Source organism: Corallococcus exiguus, assembly GCF_009909105.1.
Classification (GTDB): Bacteria; Myxococcota; Myxococcia; order Myxococcales; family Myxococcaceae; genus Corallococcus; species Corallococcus exiguus.
In genome coordinates this window covers 579,485-598,987 of record NZ_JAAAPK010000003.1, presented here as the reverse complement: position 1 = coordinate 598,987, position 19,503 = coordinate 579,485, and the positions used below count along the sequence as shown (strand labels likewise).

At 69.9% G+C, this 19,503-nt stretch carries 17 protein-coding genes; 12 read left to right on the top strand and 5 right to left on the bottom strand.

The annotated features are described in order from the left end of the window. Positions 1 to 38: 38 nt before the first annotated feature. The 5 genes from GTZ93_RS13900 to GTZ93_RS13880 are packed head-to-tail and all read left to right on the top strand — an operon-like array spanning position 39 to position 4,592. Positions 39 to 842 carry a hypothetical protein gene (locus tag GTZ93_RS13900; protein ID WP_139916640.1) on the top strand — a complete coding sequence of 268 codons (804 nt, stop codon included), beginning with the start codon at positions 39 to 41 and terminating at the stop codon, positions 840 to 842. Positions 843 to 883: 41 nt separating this feature from the next. Continuing rightward, positions 884 to 1,507 (top strand): LURP-one-related/scramblase family protein, encoded by a 624-nt coding sequence (locus GTZ93_RS13895; RefSeq protein ID WP_139916642.1) that lies wholly within the window; start codon positions 884 to 886, stop codon positions 1,505 to 1,507. 44 nt (positions 1,508 to 1,551) lie between these two features. Next, positions 1,552 to 3,123: an FAD-dependent monooxygenase gene (locus GTZ93_RS13890; protein ID WP_161662813.1), complete on the top strand. Its 1,572-nt coding sequence runs from the start codon at positions 1,552 to 1,554 to the stop codon at positions 3,121 to 3,123. A gap of 17 nt (positions 3,124 to 3,140) precedes the next feature. Continuing rightward, positions 3,141 to 3,866, top strand: a complete 726-nt coding sequence (locus GTZ93_RS13885) for a hypothetical protein (RefSeq protein WP_139916646.1) — start codon at positions 3,141 to 3,143, stop codon at positions 3,864 to 3,866. Between the two features lie 21 nt (positions 3,867 to 3,887). Continuing rightward, positions 3,888 to 4,592, top strand: coding sequence for a hypothetical protein (locus GTZ93_RS13880; RefSeq protein ID WP_161662812.1), 705 nt, complete (start codon positions 3,888 to 3,890; stop codon positions 4,590 to 4,592). A 7-nt stretch (positions 4,593 to 4,599) separates the two neighbouring features. On the opposite strand, the gene GTZ93_RS13875 is transcribed toward GTZ93_RS13880, so the two are convergent. Further along, the gene (locus tag GTZ93_RS13875; protein WP_139923611.1) at positions 4,600 to 5,646 is read right to left on the bottom strand and encodes a histone deacetylase family protein; all 1,047 of its coding nucleotides are present in this window, start codon (positions 5,644 to 5,646) and stop codon (positions 4,600 to 4,602) included. 91 nt (positions 5,647 to 5,737) lie between these two features. On the opposite strand from GTZ93_RS13875, the gene GTZ93_RS13870 reads away from it, so the two are divergent. From GTZ93_RS13870 to GTZ93_RS13850, 5 genes are all read left to right on the top strand, one after another. Next, positions 5,738 to 7,801 (top strand): methyl-accepting chemotaxis protein, encoded by a 2,064-nt coding sequence (locus tag GTZ93_RS13870; protein ID WP_161662811.1) that lies wholly within the window; start codon positions 5,738 to 5,740, stop codon positions 7,799 to 7,801. 30 nt (positions 7,802 to 7,831) lie between these two features. Next, on the top strand, positions 7,832 to 9,133 hold the full coding sequence (locus tag GTZ93_RS13865) for an MFS transporter (RefSeq protein ID WP_139923607.1): 1,302 nt from the start codon (positions 7,832 to 7,834) through the stop codon (positions 9,131 to 9,133). Positions 9,134 to 9,286: 153 nt separating this feature from the next. Then, complete coding sequence (tatB, locus tag GTZ93_RS13860) at positions 9,287 to 9,772, top strand: Sec-independent protein translocase protein TatB (RefSeq protein WP_161662810.1); 486 nt, start codon at positions 9,287 to 9,289, stop codon at positions 9,770 to 9,772. A gap of 39 nt (positions 9,773 to 9,811) precedes the next feature. Further along, positions 9,812 to 11,017 (top strand): twin-arginine translocase subunit TatC, encoded by a 1,206-nt coding sequence (tatC, locus tag GTZ93_RS13855; RefSeq protein WP_120578656.1) that lies wholly within the window; start codon positions 9,812 to 9,814, stop codon positions 11,015 to 11,017. Between the two features lie 12 nt (positions 11,018 to 11,029). Then, entirely contained in the window at positions 11,030 to 12,121 is a 1,092-nt protein-coding gene (locus GTZ93_RS13850) for a potassium channel family protein (protein ID WP_120578657.1), read from the top strand. Between the two features lie 15 nt (positions 12,122 to 12,136). Here the strand turns inward: GTZ93_RS13850 and GTZ93_RS13845 are convergent, their stop codons facing one another. Continuing rightward, entirely contained in the window at positions 12,137 to 12,421 is a 285-nt protein-coding gene (locus GTZ93_RS13845; protein WP_139922315.1) for a DUF6289 family protein, read from the bottom strand. Between the two features lie 89 nt (positions 12,422 to 12,510). On the opposite strand from GTZ93_RS13845, the gene GTZ93_RS13840 reads away from it, so the two are divergent. Both GTZ93_RS13840 and GTZ93_RS13835 read left to right on the top strand, forming a co-directional pair. Further along, entirely contained in the window at positions 12,511 to 13,176 is a 666-nt protein-coding gene (locus GTZ93_RS13840) for a hypothetical protein (RefSeq protein WP_139922317.1), read from the top strand. Positions 13,177 to 13,375: 199 nt separating this feature from the next. Next, positions 13,376 to 14,194 carry a transglycosylase SLT domain-containing protein gene (locus GTZ93_RS13835; RefSeq protein WP_139922319.1) on the top strand — a complete coding sequence of 273 codons (819 nt, stop codon included), beginning with the start codon at positions 13,376 to 13,378 and terminating at the stop codon, positions 14,192 to 14,194. Between the two features lie 3 nt (positions 14,195 to 14,197). Here GTZ93_RS13835 and GTZ93_RS13830 read toward each other — a convergent pair whose 3' ends face one another. Genes GTZ93_RS13830 through GTZ93_RS13820 form a run of 3 tightly spaced genes read right to left on the bottom strand, consistent with a single transcriptional unit; the run spans position 14,198 to position 19,342 of the window. Further along, positions 14,198 to 16,711, bottom strand: coding sequence for an amino acid kinase family protein (locus GTZ93_RS13830; RefSeq protein WP_161662809.1), 2,514 nt, complete (start codon positions 16,709 to 16,711; stop codon positions 14,198 to 14,200). Further along, positions 16,708 to 18,045 carry an alpha/beta fold hydrolase gene (locus GTZ93_RS13825; RefSeq protein ID WP_139922323.1) on the bottom strand — a complete coding sequence of 446 codons (1,338 nt, stop codon included), beginning with the start codon at positions 18,043 to 18,045 and terminating at the stop codon, positions 16,708 to 16,710. The genes GTZ93_RS13830 and GTZ93_RS13825 overlap by 4 nt, the downstream gene beginning before the upstream one ends. A gap of 4 nt (positions 18,046 to 18,049) precedes the next feature. Beyond that, on the bottom strand, positions 18,050 to 19,342 hold the full coding sequence (locus GTZ93_RS13820; RefSeq protein WP_139922324.1) for an O-acetylhomoserine aminocarboxypropyltransferase/cysteine synthase family protein: 1,293 nt from the start codon (positions 19,340 to 19,342) through the stop codon (positions 18,050 to 18,052). Positions 19,343 to 19,503 lie beyond the last annotated feature (161 nt).

Below are 19,503 nucleotides of genomic sequence, written 5' to 3'. Positions count from 1 at the left end.
CGCGCTATCCTGCGCTTCCCCTCCCAGGAGCGCTCCCCATGCCCCGTGGCATCTTCAAAGCAGGCTCTGGCCCCTCTCTGCCTCCGAAGCGCAAGCACGACGACCTCACCTCGCCCATCCGCAAGCCGGAGGTGGAAGGGCCCGCGGTGAAGAAGCAGCGGACCCAGGAGACCCTGCCGCAGCAGCAGGTGCAGAAGCCGCCCACGGACCCCTCCATGCACGCCGCCTACGACAAGATGGCGCATGAGGAGATGCTGAAGAATCCGAAGTACGCGGCGCTGGCGAACGACGCCTCGCAGGCGTCCGATGGCAAGACTATCAATGTCGTCACCAAGGACCAGGTCCAGGGCGGCATGTTCTACTCGGGCCCGAAGCAGATTGGCCTGCGGCCGGACCTCACGGGCCCCAAGCGCGCTGGCGTCATGGCGTTCGAGATGACGAACGCCGCCCAGCAGAAGAAGTTCAGCAAGGTCACGGGCGACGCCTTCCAGAACGAGGTCAACGCGGCGCTGGGCAAGCCGCACGTGGGCGGCAGCCTGTCCGCCCGGCGGGAGAACTTCGCCAAGAGCATGGAGCGCATCGAGTACGACGGCATCAAGCGCCACCATGAGGTGATGAAGGACGGCATCCAGAACCAGGGCTGGCCCAAGGAGATGGACCGGTTCGGCAAGCGGCTGGAGGGCGCGGACCCCAGCTTCGACAGCTATTGGGCGCGCCAGAACGTCCCGGACGCGAAGACGGGCAAGAGCCACTCGGACGTCTACCGCACGCAGTTCGACAACATCCACACCAAGGCCAACGAGCTGGTGGCGAAGAGCAAGCAGCAACAGGGCATTCCGTAGGCCCCTGGCTCCGCGCGCCGCTTCGCGCTAGGGAGGGAGTCATGTCCTCCGCTCTCCAGACCCGTCCCCGGAGTGAGCTTGCCTCCGGGCGCTTCGGCCAGACCCGCTTCATGCTCCGCCGGAAGTTCTTCAAGCTGTTCGGCGGCGCGTTCCACATCTACGACGAGGCGGGCAACGTCGCCTTCTACTCGAAGATGAAGGCCTTCAAGCTGAAGGAGGACCTGCGCGTCTACAGCGGCGAGGACATGCAGGAGGAGCTGATCACCATCCAGGCCCGCAGCATCCTGGACTTCGGCGCCACCTACGACGTCACCGACGCGGCGACGGGAGAGCGCGTGGGCGCGCTGCGCCGCAAGGCCCTGAGCTCCATCCTGCGCGACACCTGGCTCATCCTGGACGCGGACGGGCAGGAGGTGGGCAAGGTGGAGGAGGACAGCATGCTGCTGGCGCTCGTGCGGCGCTTCCTCACCAACCTCATCCCGCAGACCTTCACCGGGACCCTGGGCAGCGACCAGGTGTTCAGCTTCAAGCAGCACTTCAACCCGTTCATCCAGAAGATCGACCTGGACTTCTCCGTGGACACGCAGCGCCGGTTGGATCGGCGTCTGGGAATCGCCGCGGCGGTGCTCCTGTGCGCGATTGAAGGCCGTCAGTCCGGCGGCTGAAGAAGCCTGGACGCGGTGCGCGCCCGGGCCCTATGTGTCCGGGCATGCACGCCCCGTCCTCGCAGGTGCAGCCGGTCCCGGTGCTCATTGTCGGTGGTGGCCTCGTGGGCCTCTCGACGGCGTTGTTCCTCGCCCATCAGGGCGTGCGCTCGTGGGTCATCGAGAAGCACGCGGGCACTTCGCTCCATCCCCGCGCACGAGGCTTCCATGCGCGCACCGTGGAGTTGTTGCGGTCCACATGCGCGAGGGAGGAGGTGGAGCGGGCCGGGTCCGTTCCCGCCGGCACGGTCGTTGGAGAGTTGGTGGCCGTCACGCTCGCGGGGCCGGTGCATTCGTGGAAGACGCGGACGGTGTCCACGCAGCGGACGGATGTCAGCCCGTGCCCGTACGTCTTCCTGGGACAGGACCGGCTGGAGCCCATCCTCCTGGAGGCCGCGAGGAGCCAGGGCGTGGAGGTGCGCTTCCGGCATGAGCTGACGGGCTTCACGCAGGATGCGCAGGGCGTGCAGGCCACGGTGCTCGACCGCGAGGCGGGGACGGTGTCCACCGTGCATGCGGCGTATCTCATTGGCGCGGACGGGGTCCGCAGTCCGGTGCGCGAGGCGCTGGGCATCGCGCTGCGCGGCCGGGGCTCCTTTGGCCACAACATCTCCACACTCTTCGACGCGGACCTCTCGCCTGTGCAGCGGGAGGTGCCGCTGGCCTTCGCGGTGCTCACGCATCCGGAGCTGGGCGGCGTCATCGCGGCCACGGACGTGAAGGACCGGTGGATCCACGCGACGCGGATCGACGTGTCCCGGGAGAAGGCCGAGGACTTCACGGAGGCCCGGTGGACGGAGCGGCTGCGCACGGTCACTGGCATCGCGGACCTCGAGCCCTCGCTCCACGGGACCTTCGTGTGGGAGGCCGCGGAGCGCGTCGCGGAGCGTTTCGGTTCAGGCCGTGTGTTCCTGGCCGGAGACGCGGCGCACCAGATGCCGCCCACGGGAGGCTTTGGCGCGAACACCGGCATCCACGACGCGGCGAACCTCGCGTGGAAGCTGGCTGCGGTGTTGAACGGCCACGCGGGTCCCGCGCTGCTGGAGACCTACGACGCCGAGCGAAGGCCCGTGGCCGCCGCCACCGCGAACCAGGCCGCGCTGCTCGCGCTGCGGATGGCGAAGCAGGCACTTCCGGCGGACGCGGAGTTCGTCGACGAGGATGCGGTCACCCTGGGCTACCGCTACGGAGACGGGCCGCCGCTGCCGAAGACGTTCGTCCCCACGGGCGAACCCGGCACGCGCGCGCCGCACGTGTGGTTGGAGGGTCGCAGGTCGATCCTGGATTTGTTTGGCAACGGCTTCGTCCTGCTGACCGGAAACGAAGCGTGGAGCGACGCAGGCCGGAGACTCGCGGAGCGCATGCCGCTGCGGGTTCACGAGGTCCAGGGCTGGCAGCACGCGTATGGGGTAGGGGAGGGTGGCGCCTGTCTCGTGCGCCCGGACGGCATGGTGGCCGCGCGGTGGAGTGAGCCCGTCCGGGACGCGGAGCAGGTGCTCGATGCCGAATTGGAGACGCTGCTGTGTCGCGCGGGTCTGGGCTCCGTCAGGACCCCACCCACGGAGCCCGTCCGGTGATGGAGGAGGGCCAAGGCATGAAGTGGCTTTCGGGGGGACTGTTATGCGTGTTCGCGGCTTGCACCGCGGCCCACCGGCCGGAGCTACCCGCCGACCCCTATGCGATCGAGGCGGACCCGAGGTTCGTCAAGACCGACCGCCTTGGCACCCGCACCTGCTTCACCGCGACGGGGTCCAGGTGGCCCGATCTGCTTCCTCGCGGGGCTCTTGCCCTGAACCTGGGGTCGTTCCTTGAGATGGACCGTCGCAGCCAGGACAGCCAGGACTCAAGCCAGTGCAGGTGCTCGCTCATTCTCCTGCTCTTGAATGAGGCCTCGATGCTTCCCCTGGCTCCGGACAGCGAGGTCTACCGCTTCACCTGGATCCCCTCCTTTCACGCGAACAGGATCATTCGCGTCGAGCGCCGGGGGAACGTCTACTCCCTTCACGTCAAGGTCGAGGGGAACGACGAGGGCGCCTTGGCCACGGACCGGCGCATCCTGCTCACGCCCACGCAGTGGCAGGCCCTTCAGCAGCGTCTGGAGCAGGCCCGATTCTGGTCCCAGGTTCACTTCTCCTCTCCTCTTCCCTATGCGTACTCCGACGGGGCGACGTGGCTGTTCGAAGGAGGCCGGAGCGGGCGCTACCGGGCGCTGGACATTCACAGCCCCAACCGTGATGGGCTCGCGGGCCCTTTCTACGAACTGGGCGCGTTCCTGCTGGAGCTGTCTGGCATTCCCATGACCGAATACACGCTGTACTGAGCGGCTCGAACAGGAGGGGACTTGAAGGCATCCGCCATCATCGCAGGACTGCTGCTGCTCGGAGCCTGCACCACCGTTCAACCGCGGGTGGAGCCGCCCCTGGGGTTCATCGAGGACGGATTCCCGTCCAGCGGCACCTGCGGCAAGGAGTGGCCGGCGCCCCTGCGCGATGTCTTTCCGCGAGGCGCTTTTGCCCTGTCCCTGATGCCCGGCCTGGAGGTGAAGTTCCACAGCGAGCGCGAGCAGGAACTCATGCATTGCTGGAACTCCGGCATTCTGCGGGCCTTGAAGGAAGGCCCGCTCCTTCCCGTGGCATCCGGTGCCGAGGTCTACCGCTTCACGTGGATCCCTTCTTCTCGTGGGCCCTTCGTCATCCGCATCGAGCACCTGGGGCCTCTCCACTCCCTGCACGTGAAGAGGGCCGGCACGCAAGAAGGGACGTTGGCTGTCGACCGGCGCATCCTGCTCACGCCCACCCAGTGGCAGGCCGTGCAACAGCGATTGGACGCGGCCCGCTTCTGGTCCATGGACCGCTTCTTCGCGTCTCGGAACCTCTCCTACCTCGACGGGACGGAGTGGCTCTTCGAGGGAGGGCGGGATGGGCGCTACCGGATGGTGAGCATCCACAGCCCGGACCCGGAAGGGCCCGCGCGTGCCATCCATGACCTGGGAGCGTTCCTGGTGGAGCTGTCTGGCATGTCCATGGACGACGACACGCTTTACTGAGCGGTCTTCAGCGCACGCTGGCCCAGAATGGCTTGAGCGCCTCGCGGCTCGTCGCCAGCGCCGCCCTCGCGTCCGCGTTCACGTTGCCGGACGCGAAGCTGTCATCGCGCCCCGCCAGCACTTCGATGCACGCGTGCACGGAGTTCGACAGCCCCTCCAGCGAATAGCCACCCTCCAGCACCAGCGCCAGCTTCCCGCCAGAGACCTCCTCCGCCAGCTTGCGCACGGCGGTGCACATCGCCGCGAAGCCGCGCTCGGTGACGTCCATGCCGCCAATCGGATCCGCGCGGTGCGGGTCGAACCCCGCGGACACCAGCACCAGGTCCGGCCGGTACGCCTGCGCCACGGGGAGCAGCAGCTCTTCGAAGATCATCCCGTAGTCCGCGTCCGTGTTGCCGCCCGGCAGGCCGCAGTTGACCGTGAAGCCCTGGCCCTCTCCGCGCCCCACCTCCGGCGCCGCGCCGCTGCCCGGGTAATAGGGGAACTGGTGCACCGACTGGTAGAGCACGTCCCTGCGCCCCCAGAACGCCGCCTGCGTGCCGTTGCCGTGGTGCACGTCCCAGTCCAGCACCAGCACTCGCTCGGCTCCCAGCCGCCGCCCGGCCTCCGCCGCGATGGCGACGTTGTTGTAGAGGCAGAAGCCCATCGCCCGGTCCGGCTCCGCGTGGTGGCCGGGCGGACGCACCAGCGCGAACGCGTTCTTCGCCGTCCCCGCCATCACCGCCTCCACGGCCTGCACCGCCGCGCCCGCCGCCAGCCTCGCCGCGTCGATGCTGTCCGGCGACACCGCCGTGTCCTCGTCGATGCGCTCGAAGCGGCCGCCCAGCTTCTCCATCGCGTCCAGGTGCGCCGGGGTGTGCACCGCCAGAATCTCCGCGTCCGTGGCGGAGCGGGGATGGGTCATCACCGTGCCCGCGACGGGGTTTCGCGCCAGCACCTGGAGGATGCGCCGCAAGCGTGCGGGCGACTCGGGGTGGCCCTCTCCGGCGTCGTGCTGGAGGAAGAGCGGGTCGGTGAGCAGCAGCGTCGCGGTCATCCCCTGGACCTTACGCATCCTGTCCCCGGGAACCCAGCGTCCGTCCCTGGCAGGCGGGGAAGTCCGTTCCTTGCCCTGGACGGGCCACCCTCCCTACAGTGCGCGGGCCTTGCCACGTCGCCTCAAGAAACCCGGTCTCCGGGGCATCCTCCTGGGTTCGTTCGGCCTCGCGCTGGCCGTCATCCTGGGGACGCTCTACTTCGTCGTTCCCCGCCAGGTGGGCAACCACCTGAGGGAGCGCATGGCTTCGCGCGCCCAGAACAAGGCCAGGGAGGTAACGGCACTCGTCGAAAAGCAGGCGGGCACCCAGCCGGTCCCCAACCTGGAAGGGCTCTATCTCCAGGACGACGACTTCAGCGTCGTGGCGGTGCTGGACGCCCAGGGCGTGCCCCGCGCCACCTCCCCGGCGACAGCGCCTGCGTGGTTCACCCAGGGCCTGGAGAAGCGCCTCCAACAGCGCCCGCTCCCGTCTCTGGAGCAGGTGGAGTTCGAGAACGACAGCTGGGCGGTGACCAGGCCGGTGGCGCTCGCGGGCGGCGTGCCCGGTGAAGTCGTCGTGGTGGTGGATGGGGCGCGGCTGGAGGGAGTGCTCACGGCCCTGCGCCACACGGTGCTGCTGGCCTTCCTCGTGGGCCTGGTGCTCTTCCTCGTGGTGGCGTTCCTCATCTCGCGCGCGTTCATCCTCCACCCGCTGGACGCGATGATGTCCATGGCGAGCAAGCTGGCGGAGGCCGACCTCACCGGCCGCGCGGACGTGCGCAACAACAGGGACGAACTGGGCCAGCTGGCGGAGGCCCTCAACCGCATGGCCCAGTCCTGGCGAGACACGCTGGGCCGCGTGCGCGGCGTGTCCGACGTGGTGGCCGGCGTCATCGAGCAGATCCACCGCACCGGCACCACCGTGTCCTCCGGCGCGGGCACCGTGCAGTCGCGCGTGGAGGAGACGTCCTCCTCCATGGTGGAGATGATGGCCAGCATGCGCGGCATCGCGGAGAACGTGGAGGTCCTCTACCAGAGCGCGGAGGAGAGCAGCTCCTCCATCATGGAGATGGCCGCCACCAACGACGAGGTGGCGGAGAACGTCCAGGCCATGGCCGCCAGCGTGGAGGAGACCACCAGCGCCATCGAGCAGATGACGTACTCCATCAAGGAGGTGGCCAAGAACATCGAGGACCTCTCCGCGTCCACGGAGGACACCTCCTCCGCCATCAGTGAGATGGACGCCGCCATCGGTCAGGTCGACGCCAACGCCAACGAGACGGCCCGCCTGTCCGAACAGGTCTTCGAGGACGCGCAGACGGGCGTGGAGGCCCTGCGCAAGACGCTCTCCGGCATCGACCGCATCAAGGACACCAGCCGCACCGCCGCGGGCGTCATCGACAGCCTGGGCCGGCGCATCAGCGAGATTGGCAACATCCTCAACGTCATTGACGACGTGGCGGAGCAGACGAACCTGCTGGCCCTCAACGCCGCCATCATCGCCGCGCAGGCGGGCGAGCACGGCAAGGGCTTCGCGGTGGTGGCGGAGGAGATCAAGGACCTGGCCGAGCGCACCGGCGCGTCCACCAAGGAGATCGCCGAGCTCATCCGCGGCGTGCAGGAGGAGAGCCGCAACGCCGTGGTGGTGATGAACCAGGGCGTCAAGAGCGTGGAGGAGGGCGTGCAGCTGGGCCGCGAGGCGGAAGGCGCCCTGCGGAAGATCAACGACAGCACCCAGAAGTCCACGCAGATGGTGAAGGCCATTGCCCGCGCCACCGTGGAGCAGGCGCGCGGCAGCAAGCAGGTGACGGCCGCCATCCACCGCATCTCCGCCACCGTGTCGATGATCTCCCAGGCCTCCAACGAGCAGGCCCGGGGCGGCGAGCAGATCATGAAGAGCGCGGAGCGGATGAAGACGCTCACCCAGCACGTGCAGCGCTCCAGCCAGGAGCAGGCGCACGGCAGCAAGCAGATCACCCGCTCCATCGAAAGCATCAACGAGATGGTCACCCACCTGAACCGCGCCCAGAAGGAGCAGACCAAGGGCAGCGAGCAGGTGCTCAAGGCCGTGGAGACCATCAAGGGCGTGTCCGAGCACCAGACGCGCTCGGTGCGCCAGCTGGAAGAGGCCATCGACAACCTCACGCGCCAGGCGGAAATCCTCCGCGCCGAGGTGCGCCGCTTCCGCGTCTGACGCACCAGCCGTTCCCCGTTGAAAGCCTCCATGCCCGAGTCGTCCGAGTCCGCCTCTCCCCGTTCCGTGTCCGAGCGCGCCGTGGTGTTGCTCATTGGCGCGGTGCAGTTCGTCAACATCCTCGACTTCGTGATGGTGATGCCGCTGGGCCCGGACTTCGCGAAGGGGCTGGGCATCGAGTCCTCGCACATCGGGACCATTGGCGGCAGCTACACCGCCGCCGCGAGCGTGGCGGGACTCCTGGGCGGCTACTTCCTGGACCGCTTCGACCGGCGCAAGGCGCTGGCCGTGTGCATGCTGGGGCTCGTCGCGGCCACCGCGGCGGGGGGATTCGCGGTGGGGCTGTCCACGCTGCTGCTGGCGCGGGTGTGCGCGGGGCTCTTCGGCGGACCGGCGACGGCGCTGTCCCTGTCCATCATCGCGGACCTCATCCCGATGGAGCGCCGGGGCCGGGCGCTGGGCGCGGTGATGGCGTCCTTCTCCGTGGCCTCCGTGCTGGGCGTGCCCCTGGCCTTGAAGGTCGCGGAGCTGGGCAGCTGGCGGACGCCCTTCTTCGTGGTGGCGGCGCTGGGGCTGGTGTTGGTGCTGGCCGCGCTCGGGCTCCTGCCGCCCGTGCGCGGGCACCTCAAGCCCGGCGGCAGCGCGGACCGGGCCCCGGGCGTGGCGGAGCTCCTGGGCAACACCGACGTGCAGCTGTCCTACCTGATGACGGCGCTGGTGATGATGAGCGGCTTCATCGTCATCCCCAACATCTCCGCCTACCTCCAGCAGAACCTGGCCTACCCGCGCGAGAACCTGTGGATCATCTACGCCGCGGGCGGCATCGTGAGCTTCTTCACGCTGCGGCTGACGGGGCCGCTGGTGGACCGCTTCGGCTCCTACCGCATCGGCACGGTGGGCGTGGTGCTGGCGGCCCTCACCACGTACGTGGGCTTCATCCACTACCCCGCGTGGCTGCCCATCCCCCTGCTGTTCATGGTCTTCATGCTGGCCATGGGCGTGCGCAACGTGGCGTACAACACGCTCACCTCGCGCGTGCCGGACAACCCGGTGCGCGCCCGCTTCATGTCGCTGCAGTCCGCCACCCAGCACATGGCCTCCGCGCTGGGCGCCTTCCTGTCGTCACGCCTGCTGGTGGACCTGCCGGACGGGACGCTCGGCGGCATGGACACCATCGCCTGGGTGTCCATCGGGCTGGCGGTGGGTGTTCCCGTCATGTTGCGGGTGGTGGAGGGGCGGGTGCGCTCGCGAGAGCAGGCCCGGGCCCTGGCGGTGCCCCCGGCGCAGGGGATGGCCGCGCCGCTGTCTCCCGAGGCCAATCCCCACGGCTGATGGGGCAATGTGCCCCAGGAGTTCCAGGGAGCCCGGCCGCCCGCCTCCTGGACACGAGGCCAGACGGACGCTGGATGGTCGCTGACGGTTGCGCGGGCCGCCTGTGGGCGCGATAACCCCGGGACGTTCCCTCCAAGGGGAAGACGACCCTCCATGTTCAACATCGGCGCAGGCGAAATGGTGTTCATCCTGGTGGCCGCGCTGATCGTGCTCGGCCCCCAGCGGCTGCCTGAGCTGGCGCGGGCCATTGGCAAGTTCATGCGCGAGTTCCGCCGGCAGACGGACGACGTGCGCAACGTGGTGGAGCGCGAGTTCTACTCCATGGACGAGGAATTCAACCGCATGCCCCCGACGCGTCCGGGCACGCGCGTGCCGTCCCCTCCGCCGGAGCTCGCCCCGTCCTCCCTTCCGGGCGCGGCCCCCGCCAACGTGCTCGCCGAGCCCGCCCCCGCGCTCACCGCGACGGTGGACCCCGAGAACGTTCCCGCGCCCGCCGAGGCCGCCGTGGACGCTGATCCCGCCACCGGCACGCAGGCCGCGGCGGAGACGGGGGCGGCGCCGGCGCAGGACGAGAACGGCCTTCCGCAACTCGCCCCCATCCCGGGCACGGTGGCGCGCAACGCGCCGAAACGGAGCTGAGCCCTGAATCGCCAAGGGGTTGACCTGTCGGATTTCCGGATGAGCCTGGCGGAGCACCTCACGGAGCTGCGCTCGCGGCTCGTGAAGTGTTCGCTCGCGGTGCTCGTGCTGGGCGCCGTGTCGCTCATCTTCGCCAAGCCCATCTTCGGCGTGTTGATGCGGCCGGTGCTGGACGCGCTGCCCCCGGAAGGGCGCTCGCTCGTCTACACATCCGGCATCGAAGAAATCAACGTGCTGATGAAGGTGGGCGTGTACTGCGGCATCTTCCTCACCACGCCCGTCATCCTCTGGCAGATCTGGGGCTTCGTGGCGCCGGGCCTCTACCCGGAGGAGCGCAAGTACGCGTCGCCCTTCGTGGTGCTGGGCTCCGTCGCGTTCATCGTGGGCTCGATGTTCTGCTACTTCCTGGTGCTGCCCTCCATGTTCAAGTTCCTCCTCAACGAGGAGGAGACGCTCGCCCTGGAGCAGCGCCTGGACACCGCGCGCATGGGCGGCGAGGACGCGCTGCGCTTCCTGCGCATTGGCGAGGTGGAGCGCGCCGGCCACGTGGCCAAGGAGACCAGCGCCGTGCTGACGGCCGCCGGTGAGGGCCAGGTGAAGGACCCGGAGGTGGCGTCCGCGAAGAGCGTGGAGCTCACCGCGCGCCTCAAGGGCCTGGGCGACCTGCTGGACGCCGCCGCGGATGGGCTGGGCGTGCCCGCGCGCGGCGTGCTGCGCCAGGCGGTGGAGAAGCGCGTGGAGGCGGTGACGGCCTTCGGCAAGCAGGACTACGTCGCGTCGGAGGCCGCCATGGACCAGGCGGCCAGCCTGCTCGCGGGCGTGGCGCCCACTCGCGCGGAGGAGATGTCCGGCCTGTGGCGGCTGCAGAAGGAGCTGGCCAAGGGCCACGCGGAAGCGGAGGCCGCGCGCTGGACCCGGCCCATGCTGACGATGAACGAGCAGCTGTCGCTGGTGCTGCTGCTCATCCTCGCCTTCGGCGTCATCTTCGAGCTGCCGCTGGTGATGGCGCTGTTGGGCATCGTCGGGGTGGTGCAGTCGAGCTTCCTCATCCGCTACCAGCGCCACGCGTTCGTGGTGTGCCTCATCGCGGCGGCGGTGCTGACGCCCACGGGTGACGTGGTGAACCTGTCGCTCATGGCCGGCCCCATGCTGCTCTGCTACGAGCTGGGCGTGTTGGCGGTGTGGCTCATCGAGAAACGCCGTGCGAAGGCGGAAGCCTCCACGGACATCACCCCGGCGGCGTAGACTCCCGCGCGCATGAAGAGCCCTGCCGCGCGCCTGATGATGGACCTGCGGTACCTGCGCGCGCTGTCGCGGAGGTTCCGCAGCACGTTGCTGCTCGCGGCGGTCATCTTCGGGGTGGGGCCGGCGCTGTACCACTGGCGCTACGTGGGGCCGGGCGGGGACCGCATCTCCTACGGAGAGGCGCTGCACCACGTCTACTTCCTGCTCTTCGGCCAGCCGTCGCTGCCCTACGTGAGCGACTGGTTCGTGGAGACGCTCAACATCCTCATCCCGCCGGTCAGCATCGCGCTGGTGGTGGATGGCGTGGTGCGCTTCGCGTACCTCTTCTTCGCGCGGCACAAGAACGACAAGGAGTGGGTCACCGTGGTGTCCGAAACGATGAAGGGCCACGTCGTCGTGTGCGGCGCGGGACGCGTGGGCTACCGCGTGGTGACGCAGCTGCGGGAGATGGGCAAGGACGTCGTCGTGGTGGAGAAGCGCGAGGACGCGACGTTCGTGTCCGCGCTGCGCGACGAGAACATCCCGCTGCTCATCGACGACACGCGCAGTCCGCTGTGCCTGCCGCGCACGCACGTGAAGAAGGCGTCCGCCATCGTCTGCGCCACGGACGACGACCTGGCGAACCTGAACATCGCGTTGGACGCGCGGCGGTTGAACCCCGGCATCCGCGTGGTCATCCGCCTGTTCGACGACGACCTGGGCGCGAAGGTGCGCGACACGTTCAAGGCGGAGGCCCTGTCGAGCTCCTCGCTGGCCGCGCCCGCCATGGCGCTGGCGGCGTTGGATCCGCGGCTCGTCCACTCGTTCCGCATCGGCAAGCACCTGATGGTGGTGTCGCTGTTCGTGGTGCGGGACGGACTACCGGGGATGAACATCTCCCAGGTGCGCGACCGCTTCGGCGGGCTGGCCCTGTCGCTCATCCGGGGTGAGGAGGAGACGCTGCACCCGAACGGTGACGTGGTCCTCCAGGTGGGGGATCAGATCACCGTCCAGGCGTCGTATCCGGAGTACTGCACCCTGCGCGCCTTCACCGGTGAGGCGGACGCGCCGGCGTACGCGGACCACGACAACTTCCTCATGCCGGGCTACCGCCCCACGGGGTAAGCCCTCCGCGGCCTGCTAGGGATTGCAGGGCACCGCGGAGAGACTCCAGATGGAGGTCACCGTGCCAGTCGTGGTGACGGTGCCGGAGCAGGAACAGACGCGCTGGCCCACCTGATTCGTCTTCGCGGCGTCGCTGTAGAAGAAGATGCGCGTGTTCTGGCCCACGCGGCACTGCGGGAGGATGGCCTGTTCGGCCGTCCCGACGTCCGTCGCGGCGGCGTCCTCCGCCGGGTCACCGCCACCACATGCGGCCAACAGCAGGGTTCCCGCGCACATCAGGCCCGTCAGAAGATGTCGCATCGTTCCTCTCAGGTTGGGGAAACGAGATTAAGTTGCTAGGGGCGTCTATGTCGACAGGTCGGACTTCGGATGGTGGATATCAGGCAGGGGTGCGGCGCTCCTTCGCGGTGGGCTCGGAGATGGCCTGGGCCGCCTGGGGTGAGGCGTCAGGATTGGTCCGCTGGGTGGGGGACTGCGCCCAGGCGCTGACGGAGGGCGAGCAGGTCGCGCTCGTGGACGGGACGCGCATCCAGGTGGTGCGTCAGGTTCCGCCCAAGCAGCTCCGCCTGCGACTGGAGCGTGACGAGTGGCCCCGGGCGCGCACCGTGCAGCTTCGCGTGCTGCCGTCGGTGCATGGCGTCACCGTGGCGCTGCACGCGGAAGGACTGCCGGACGCGGACACTCGTGAAGCGCTGCTGGCGCGCTGGACGCGTGCACTGGAGGGCTGGAGCGCCTTCTCCGGAAGGACCGTGGAGGTGACCCGCGAAGGGGCTCCGAAGCGCGAGCCCCCGGGGAAGAAGGGCGCGAAGAAGCCCCCCACGTTGGAGCAGGGCCTCGCGGAGCAGGGCGCGGCCTTGCTGAAGAAGCACGGCCCCGCGCGAGGCACGAAGAAGGCCGTGGCCACGAAGCTGCCTCGGGCCGTGAAGAAGGCCGCGCCGGTGAAGAAGGCTCCGGTCGCGAAGAAGGCTCCAGTCGCGAAGAAGGCTCCGGTCGCGAAGAAGACCGTGAAGCCCTCGCGGGCCGGGCGTCGGAAGCCCTCCGGGCGCACGAAGTAGGGCGCATCGCGACTGGTGACCGCTGTTGGCGAGCGGTGACTCCAGTCACCAGGGACGGGCCCCGGTTCGTCCCACCGCGCCTCGCGCTGCCTCAAGGAACTCAATCACTTGGCCTCAAGCAGGTGTCAGCCCATGGGTTGGCATGTCCCCTGCTGTAGGTGTTCCTCGTCAGCCGCACTCAAGCTCCCGAGGAAATCCCATGGCCATCGCGCCCACCTCCGCCCGCGCCGCTTCCTTCCGCGTCCCCTCGCAGGACTTCGCTTCCCGTCCGGATGCCGTGTCCGGCGGCCGCGTGCAGGGCGGCTCCTGCCAGAAGCCGGGTTCGAACCTGGCGTCCCAGTTCCAGCAGGATGGCTTCAGCGCGGGCCCCGCGAAGGGCGCGCAGTGGAAGCAGTTCGCGGAGGGGCTCGAGGACGTGGTGAAGCAGCTGCAGCAGCTCGTCCAGCTGCTCCAGACCCAGATGGGTGGCGCCGCTGCCTCCGCGGACGGCGCGGCCGGAGTCCAGGCCCCGTCGGGCGTGTCCAGCACGGGTGGCGCTCCCAGCGTCGACGGTGCGTCCAGCACGGGCGGTGCGCTTGGCGCGGGTGACTCGTTCCAGACCGGAGCCGCTCAGTCGTCCGGCGCCACTCAGTCGGCCAGCCCCGCGGGCGACGTCCCGAAGGGCGAAGTGGGCGATTGGATCAAGCAGGCCATGGACATCCTCAAGGCCAACGGCGTCCCGGTGGAGAAGATGAACCCGCAGGACATCGCGAAGATCATCCAGCACGAGTCCAGCGGCGACCCGAACGCCATCAACCTCTGGGACCAGAACGCCAAGGACGGCCACCCCTCCATCGGCCTGATGCAGACCATCCAGCCGACGTTCGACGCGTACAAGGTCCCGGGCCACGACAACATCCGCAACCCGGTGGACAACATCGTCGCGGCCGTTCGCTACTCGGTGGACCGCTACGGCTCCGTGTCGAACACGCCGGGCATCCAGGCGATGAATGGCGGCAGCGGCTACGTGGGCTACTGAGCCTCACCGCCCCCGCAGGTTCTGGGCGATCTTCAGGATGTCCGCGAGGACGCCCGCCGCCGTGACAGGGCCGCCTGCACCCGCGCCCTGGACCAGCAGCGGGTAGTCCGCGTAGCGCTCCGTGGAGAAGGCCACGAACGCCTCCGAGCCGCGCAGCCGTGTCGCCGGATGCTCCTTCGGCACCGCCACCGGGCCCACCCGCAACACGGGCCCGTCCTTCGCCGCCGGGTCGATGCGCGCCAGGTAGCGCAGCACCTTGCCCTCCGCGCGCAGTCCCTCGATGCGCGAGGTGAACGTCCGGTCCAGCTTCTCCAGCCCCGAGAGGAAGCGCTCCACGTCCGCCTCCTCCAGGTACTCGCGCGGGACGAACGGCTCCACCTCCACGTCCTCCATCGACAGGTTCAAGCCCTGCTCACGCGCGAGGATGAGCGCCTTGCGCGCGGCATCCGTGCCCGCCAGGTCCTCGCGAGGGTGCGGCTCCGTGAAGCCCTTCTCGCGCGCCGTGCGCACTGCCTTCGACAGCGGCACCCCATCCATCAGCTGCTGGCTCAAGTAGCCGAGCGTCCCGGAGAACGAACCCTCCACGCCGTGCACCCGGTCCCCCGTGCGCACCAGGTCCTTCAGCGTCTGGATGACCGGGAGTCCCGCGCCCACCGTCGTCTCGTAGTGGTACGCGCGGTGGTTCAGGTGCGCCGTGCTCCGCAGCCGCTCCCAGACCTCGAGCGGCTGCGTCAGCGGCTTCTTGTTCGCCGCCACCACGTGGATGCCGCTGCGGAACGCCTCCAGGTACAGCTCCTCCATGCCCGATGCCGCCGTGCAGTCCACCAGCACCGGCACGGGCAATCTGCGCAGCGGCTCCAGCAGGGCGCGCACCACGGGCGGTGACGCGCCTTCGGGCACGGCTTCGATGCGCTCGCGCCACTGCTTCAGCGGGATGCCCTCCGGCGAGAAGAGCACCCGCCGGCTGTCCGCGAGCCCTACCAGATTGAGCTGGATGCCGTGCTCCTGCGCCAGCGTCTCCTGCAACGTGCGCAGCTGCTCCAGCAGCTGGCTGCCCACCACGCCATGGCCCAGCACCAGCAGGCTCACCTCTTCATGCGAGAAGTGGAAGGCCGCGTGCACCGTACGCACCGTCAGCGCCGTCTCCGCCCCATCCACGATGAACGAGATGGAGCGGGCGCTCGCCGTCTGCGCGATGGCGCGCACGTTGATGCCCAGCGCCCCCAACGGTTGGAACAGCCGTCCCGCCACGTTGGCGCCCTGACCCATGGCCTCCGCCACCAGCGCCACCTGCGTCACCGGCGCGCGCACCTGCGGCGGCTGCAAGGCTCCGCGTTCCAGCTCCGGTGCCAGCTCCCGTCGCAGCACCTCCTCCGCGCGGGCCGCGTGCGCCCGTCGCAGCACCACCGCCACCGAGCGCCCCGGCGACGACTGCGCCGCCATCCACGCGTCGATGCCCGCGGCATCCAGCGCCTGCAACGCGCGAGGCCCCACAGGCCGCGCCGCTTCCTCCGTGCCTCCCTCCAGGCCCAGCAGCGCCAGGTCCTCCAGGGACACCACGCACGTAGGCACGGTGCCGTTGCCCGCGCCGCGCACGTCGATGAGCGTGCCGGGTTCGTCAGGCTGTTGCAGGTGGCGCACGCGCAGCGGGATGTCCGCATCGCGCAGCGTGGACAGCGCGCGCGGGTGCAGTGTGGGCAGGCCCAGGTACACCAGCTCCAGCGCCTCCGTGTAGCTCAGGTGCGGCACTGGCCGCGCATCCGCCACGTGCAGTGGATCCGCCGTCATCACGCCGGGCACGTCCGTCCACAGCGTCAGCGGCGTGCCCAGCAGCACGGACAGCACGGCCGCCGTCTCGTCCGCGCCCTCCACGCCCAGCGTCGTGGATCGGCCATCCACCGCCGTCCCCCGGCCACCCGCGTGCAACGTCAGCCGCCCCTCCCACGAAGGCCGCAGCGTGGCCACCCGGGCGCGAGTGTGCTCGCGGTTCACTCGTGCCTGCCCAGGCTCACCCTCCGTCACCGTCCAGTCCGCCGCGTCCACCTCGAGCGACGGCACGCCGCGCGCACCGAGCAACTTCGCCAGCAGCGCCGCCGTCAGCCGCTCGCCGGTGCCACGCACCACGTCCTCCAGCGCGGGCCGCCGTTCGCGCACCAGACTTGCGCCATCCAGCGCGCGGCGTGCGGGCTCCAGCAGGGACGCGAGCGTGCGCGTGCCGTCCGCCTCCACCGACGTGGAGCCCGGGGGCGCACCCAACCGGCGCTCGGCCTCCTCCAGCATCAACAGGCCGCGCGCGAGCAGGCCGTCCAGTTCCTGCCGGGCCAGCGTGGAGTTGCCCTTCAACGCGATGGACAGCGCGGACTCCAGCCCCGCCGCGAGCCAGGGTGGTGAGGACACGATGGCTGCGCGCGTGTTGCCCGCGTCGCGGCGCGACAGGTGCGTGGCCACGGATGCGAGTCCCAGGGCGGTGTCGAGCAGGAAGGGGGCGTAACGGGTGATGCTCACAGGGGCGGTCATGAAGTCTTCCGGGCGCGGACGCCGGCAGTGGATGAAATGCGGGCGTCGCGGCCCACGCCCGGAGGCAGGGCCAGCGCGCGGACCAGCAGGGGCGCGAGCGCGTCCCATTCGATGAGGAAGCCGTCGTGGCCGTGCACGCTGCACAGGGCCGCGTATTCGGCATGCAGTCCCTGCGCGCGCAGGCGGCGGGACAGGTTCTTCATGTGCTCGGGCGGAAAGAGCGCGTCCCGGCCGATGCCGATGGTGAGCGTGCTCGCGCGGATGCGGTCCACGCCGGGCCCACCGTTTGGCGTGGGCACGCGCGTGAGGTCGTGATGATCCATGGCGCCCAGGAGCGCCAGGTACGCTCGCGCGTCGAAGCGCACTTCCAGCTTCGCACCCTGGTACTCCAGGTAGCTCTCCACCGGGTACAACGCGCGTGACGACCACGCCTGCGGACGGGGCTGGAGCGCCTCCAGTCCGGCCTCCGCGCGATAGGTGAGCGTCGCCAGCTGCCGCGCCAGCTCCAGGCCGCGCCGGGGGGATTCGGGGTACTCGGGGTCCAGCAGCACGGCCTGCCGGGCCACGTGGTTCCAGCCCACCACCCACGCGGACGCGGCCTCCGCCGTCGCGATGGGCACCATGCGTTGGAAGCGCTCCGGTGCCAGCGCCGCAAGGCACAGCACCACCATGCCGCCCAGCGAACCGCCGGTGACGAGCGCCACCTCGTCCACGCCCAGCGCGTCCAGCGCCGCGAGGATGGAGCGCGCCTGGTCCCACGGCGTGATGGTCGCGGGCAGGCTCCGTTCATCCAGGCGCAGGTCGCCCTTGGTCAGCACCGGCGCCGGGCCGAAGCGCGTGTCGTCGGTGCGCTGCGGGAAGCCCTCGTCCGCAGGGCCGGAGGTGCCGTAGCAGGAGCCCAGGTTGTTGAAGCACAACAGCCGCACGCGCGATGGGTCCAGCGGCCGGCCAGGCCCGATGACGGGGGCCCACCAGCCGCCTTCTCCTCCGGCGTTCATGTCCCCGGTGAGCGCGTGCACCAGCAGCACGGTGGGCACCGGAACCGGCGTGCGGCGGGGACCGGTGCGGCGCGCGTCGGTGGCGGTGTCGCGCAGCTCGGAGGCGGTCCTCCGCACCACGCGCAGCCGGCCTTCGCGAGCCGCTTCCTCGGAATGCACGCGGGCTCTGGACTGCAACCACGCGAGGTCCTCCGGAGGCCCCCACCACCAGCCGCGCACGAGGTGGGGCGCCACGCGGGCGCCGGCCTCCAGCGGCAGGTCCGGCAGCGATATGTCGAAGACGCGCGGGGTCTCCGCGCGCGGGGGGATTTCCTGGCCAGGCCTCACGGGTCGCATGGCGTCAGACCGCGCTCAGGGCCTGATCGAGATCGGCCACGATGTCGTCCAGGTGCTCGATGCCCACGGACAGGCGCACCAGGTCGTCAGTGACGCCCGTGCTGGCGCGCTCCGCCGGGGTGAGCTGTTCGTGCGTGGTGGACGCGGGGTGGATGATGAGCGAGCGCGTGTCGCCGATGTTCGCGAGCAGGCTCCACAGCTTCACGCCATCAATCACCTTGCGCCCGGCGGACAGCCCGCCCTTCACGCCGAAGGTGACGAGCCCGCCGAAGCCGCCCTGGAGGTACTTCTTCGCGTTGAGGAACGAGGGGTCGTCCTCCAGGCCCGGGTAGCGCACCCACTCCACCTTCTTGTGCTGCTGGAGCCACTTCGCCACCGCGAGCGCGTTCTGCGAGTGGCGCTCCAGCCGCAGCCGCAGCGTCTCCAGGCCCAGGATGAACGCGTGCGCGTTGAAGGGGCTGAGCGCGGGTCCGAGGTCGCGCAGGCCCTCCAGGCGGGCCTTGAGGATGAAGGCCGCGGGCCCGAAGGCCTCACGCAGACGCAGTCCGTGGTAGCCGGGGTTGGGCTCGGTCAGCTCCGGGAACTTGCCGTTCTCCCAGGGGAAGTTGCCGCCGTCCACGATGACGCCGCCAATGGAGGTGCCGTGGCCGCCGATGTACTTCGTCGCGCTGTGCAGCACGATGTTCGCGCCGTGGCGCAGCGGGTTGAAGAGGGCGGGGGACAGCGCGGTGTTGTCCACGAAGAGGGGCAGGCCCGCCTCGCGTGCCACGGCGCCAATGGCGTCGAAGTCCGGCACGTCCAGGCGCGGGTTGCCCAGGGACTCCAGGTAGAGCGCCTTCGTCTTCGGGCCAATGGCCTGGCGGAACGCGTCCGCGTTGCTCGCGTCCACGAACTTCGTGGTGATGCCCAGGCGTGGGAGCGTCACCTTGAAGAGGTTGTACGTGCCGCCGTAGAGGCTGGCGCCGGAGACGATTTCATCCCCCGTCTTGAGGATGTTGAGGATGCCCAGCGTCTGAGCGGCCTGCCCGGACGCGACCGCGAGCGCGCCCACGCCACCTTCGAGCGCGGCGATGCGCTTCTCGAAGACGTCCGTCGTGGGGTTCATGATGCGCGTGTAGATGTTGCCGAACTCCTTGAGGCCGAAGAGCGCGGCGGCGTGGTCCGCGTCGCGGAAGCGGTAGCTCGTCGTCTGGTAGATGGGCACCGCGCGAGCGCCCGTGGTGGGGTCGGGCGAATAGCCGGCGTGCAGCGCGAGCGTGTCGGGGTGCAGCGGGCGTTCGTTGTTGGGCGTGCTCATGGCAAGGGACTCCTGTTCGCGTCGCTCCGGAAGGAACGCGCGTGCGTGAAGGCGGACGGGTGGTGGGGACGTCAGGGCACTGCGGGCGGCGGGGAGGACTTCAGGACACGGCGGGCGCTGCGACGCTCCTCGGCAGGGGTGCGAGAGCGGAGGCCCGGAAC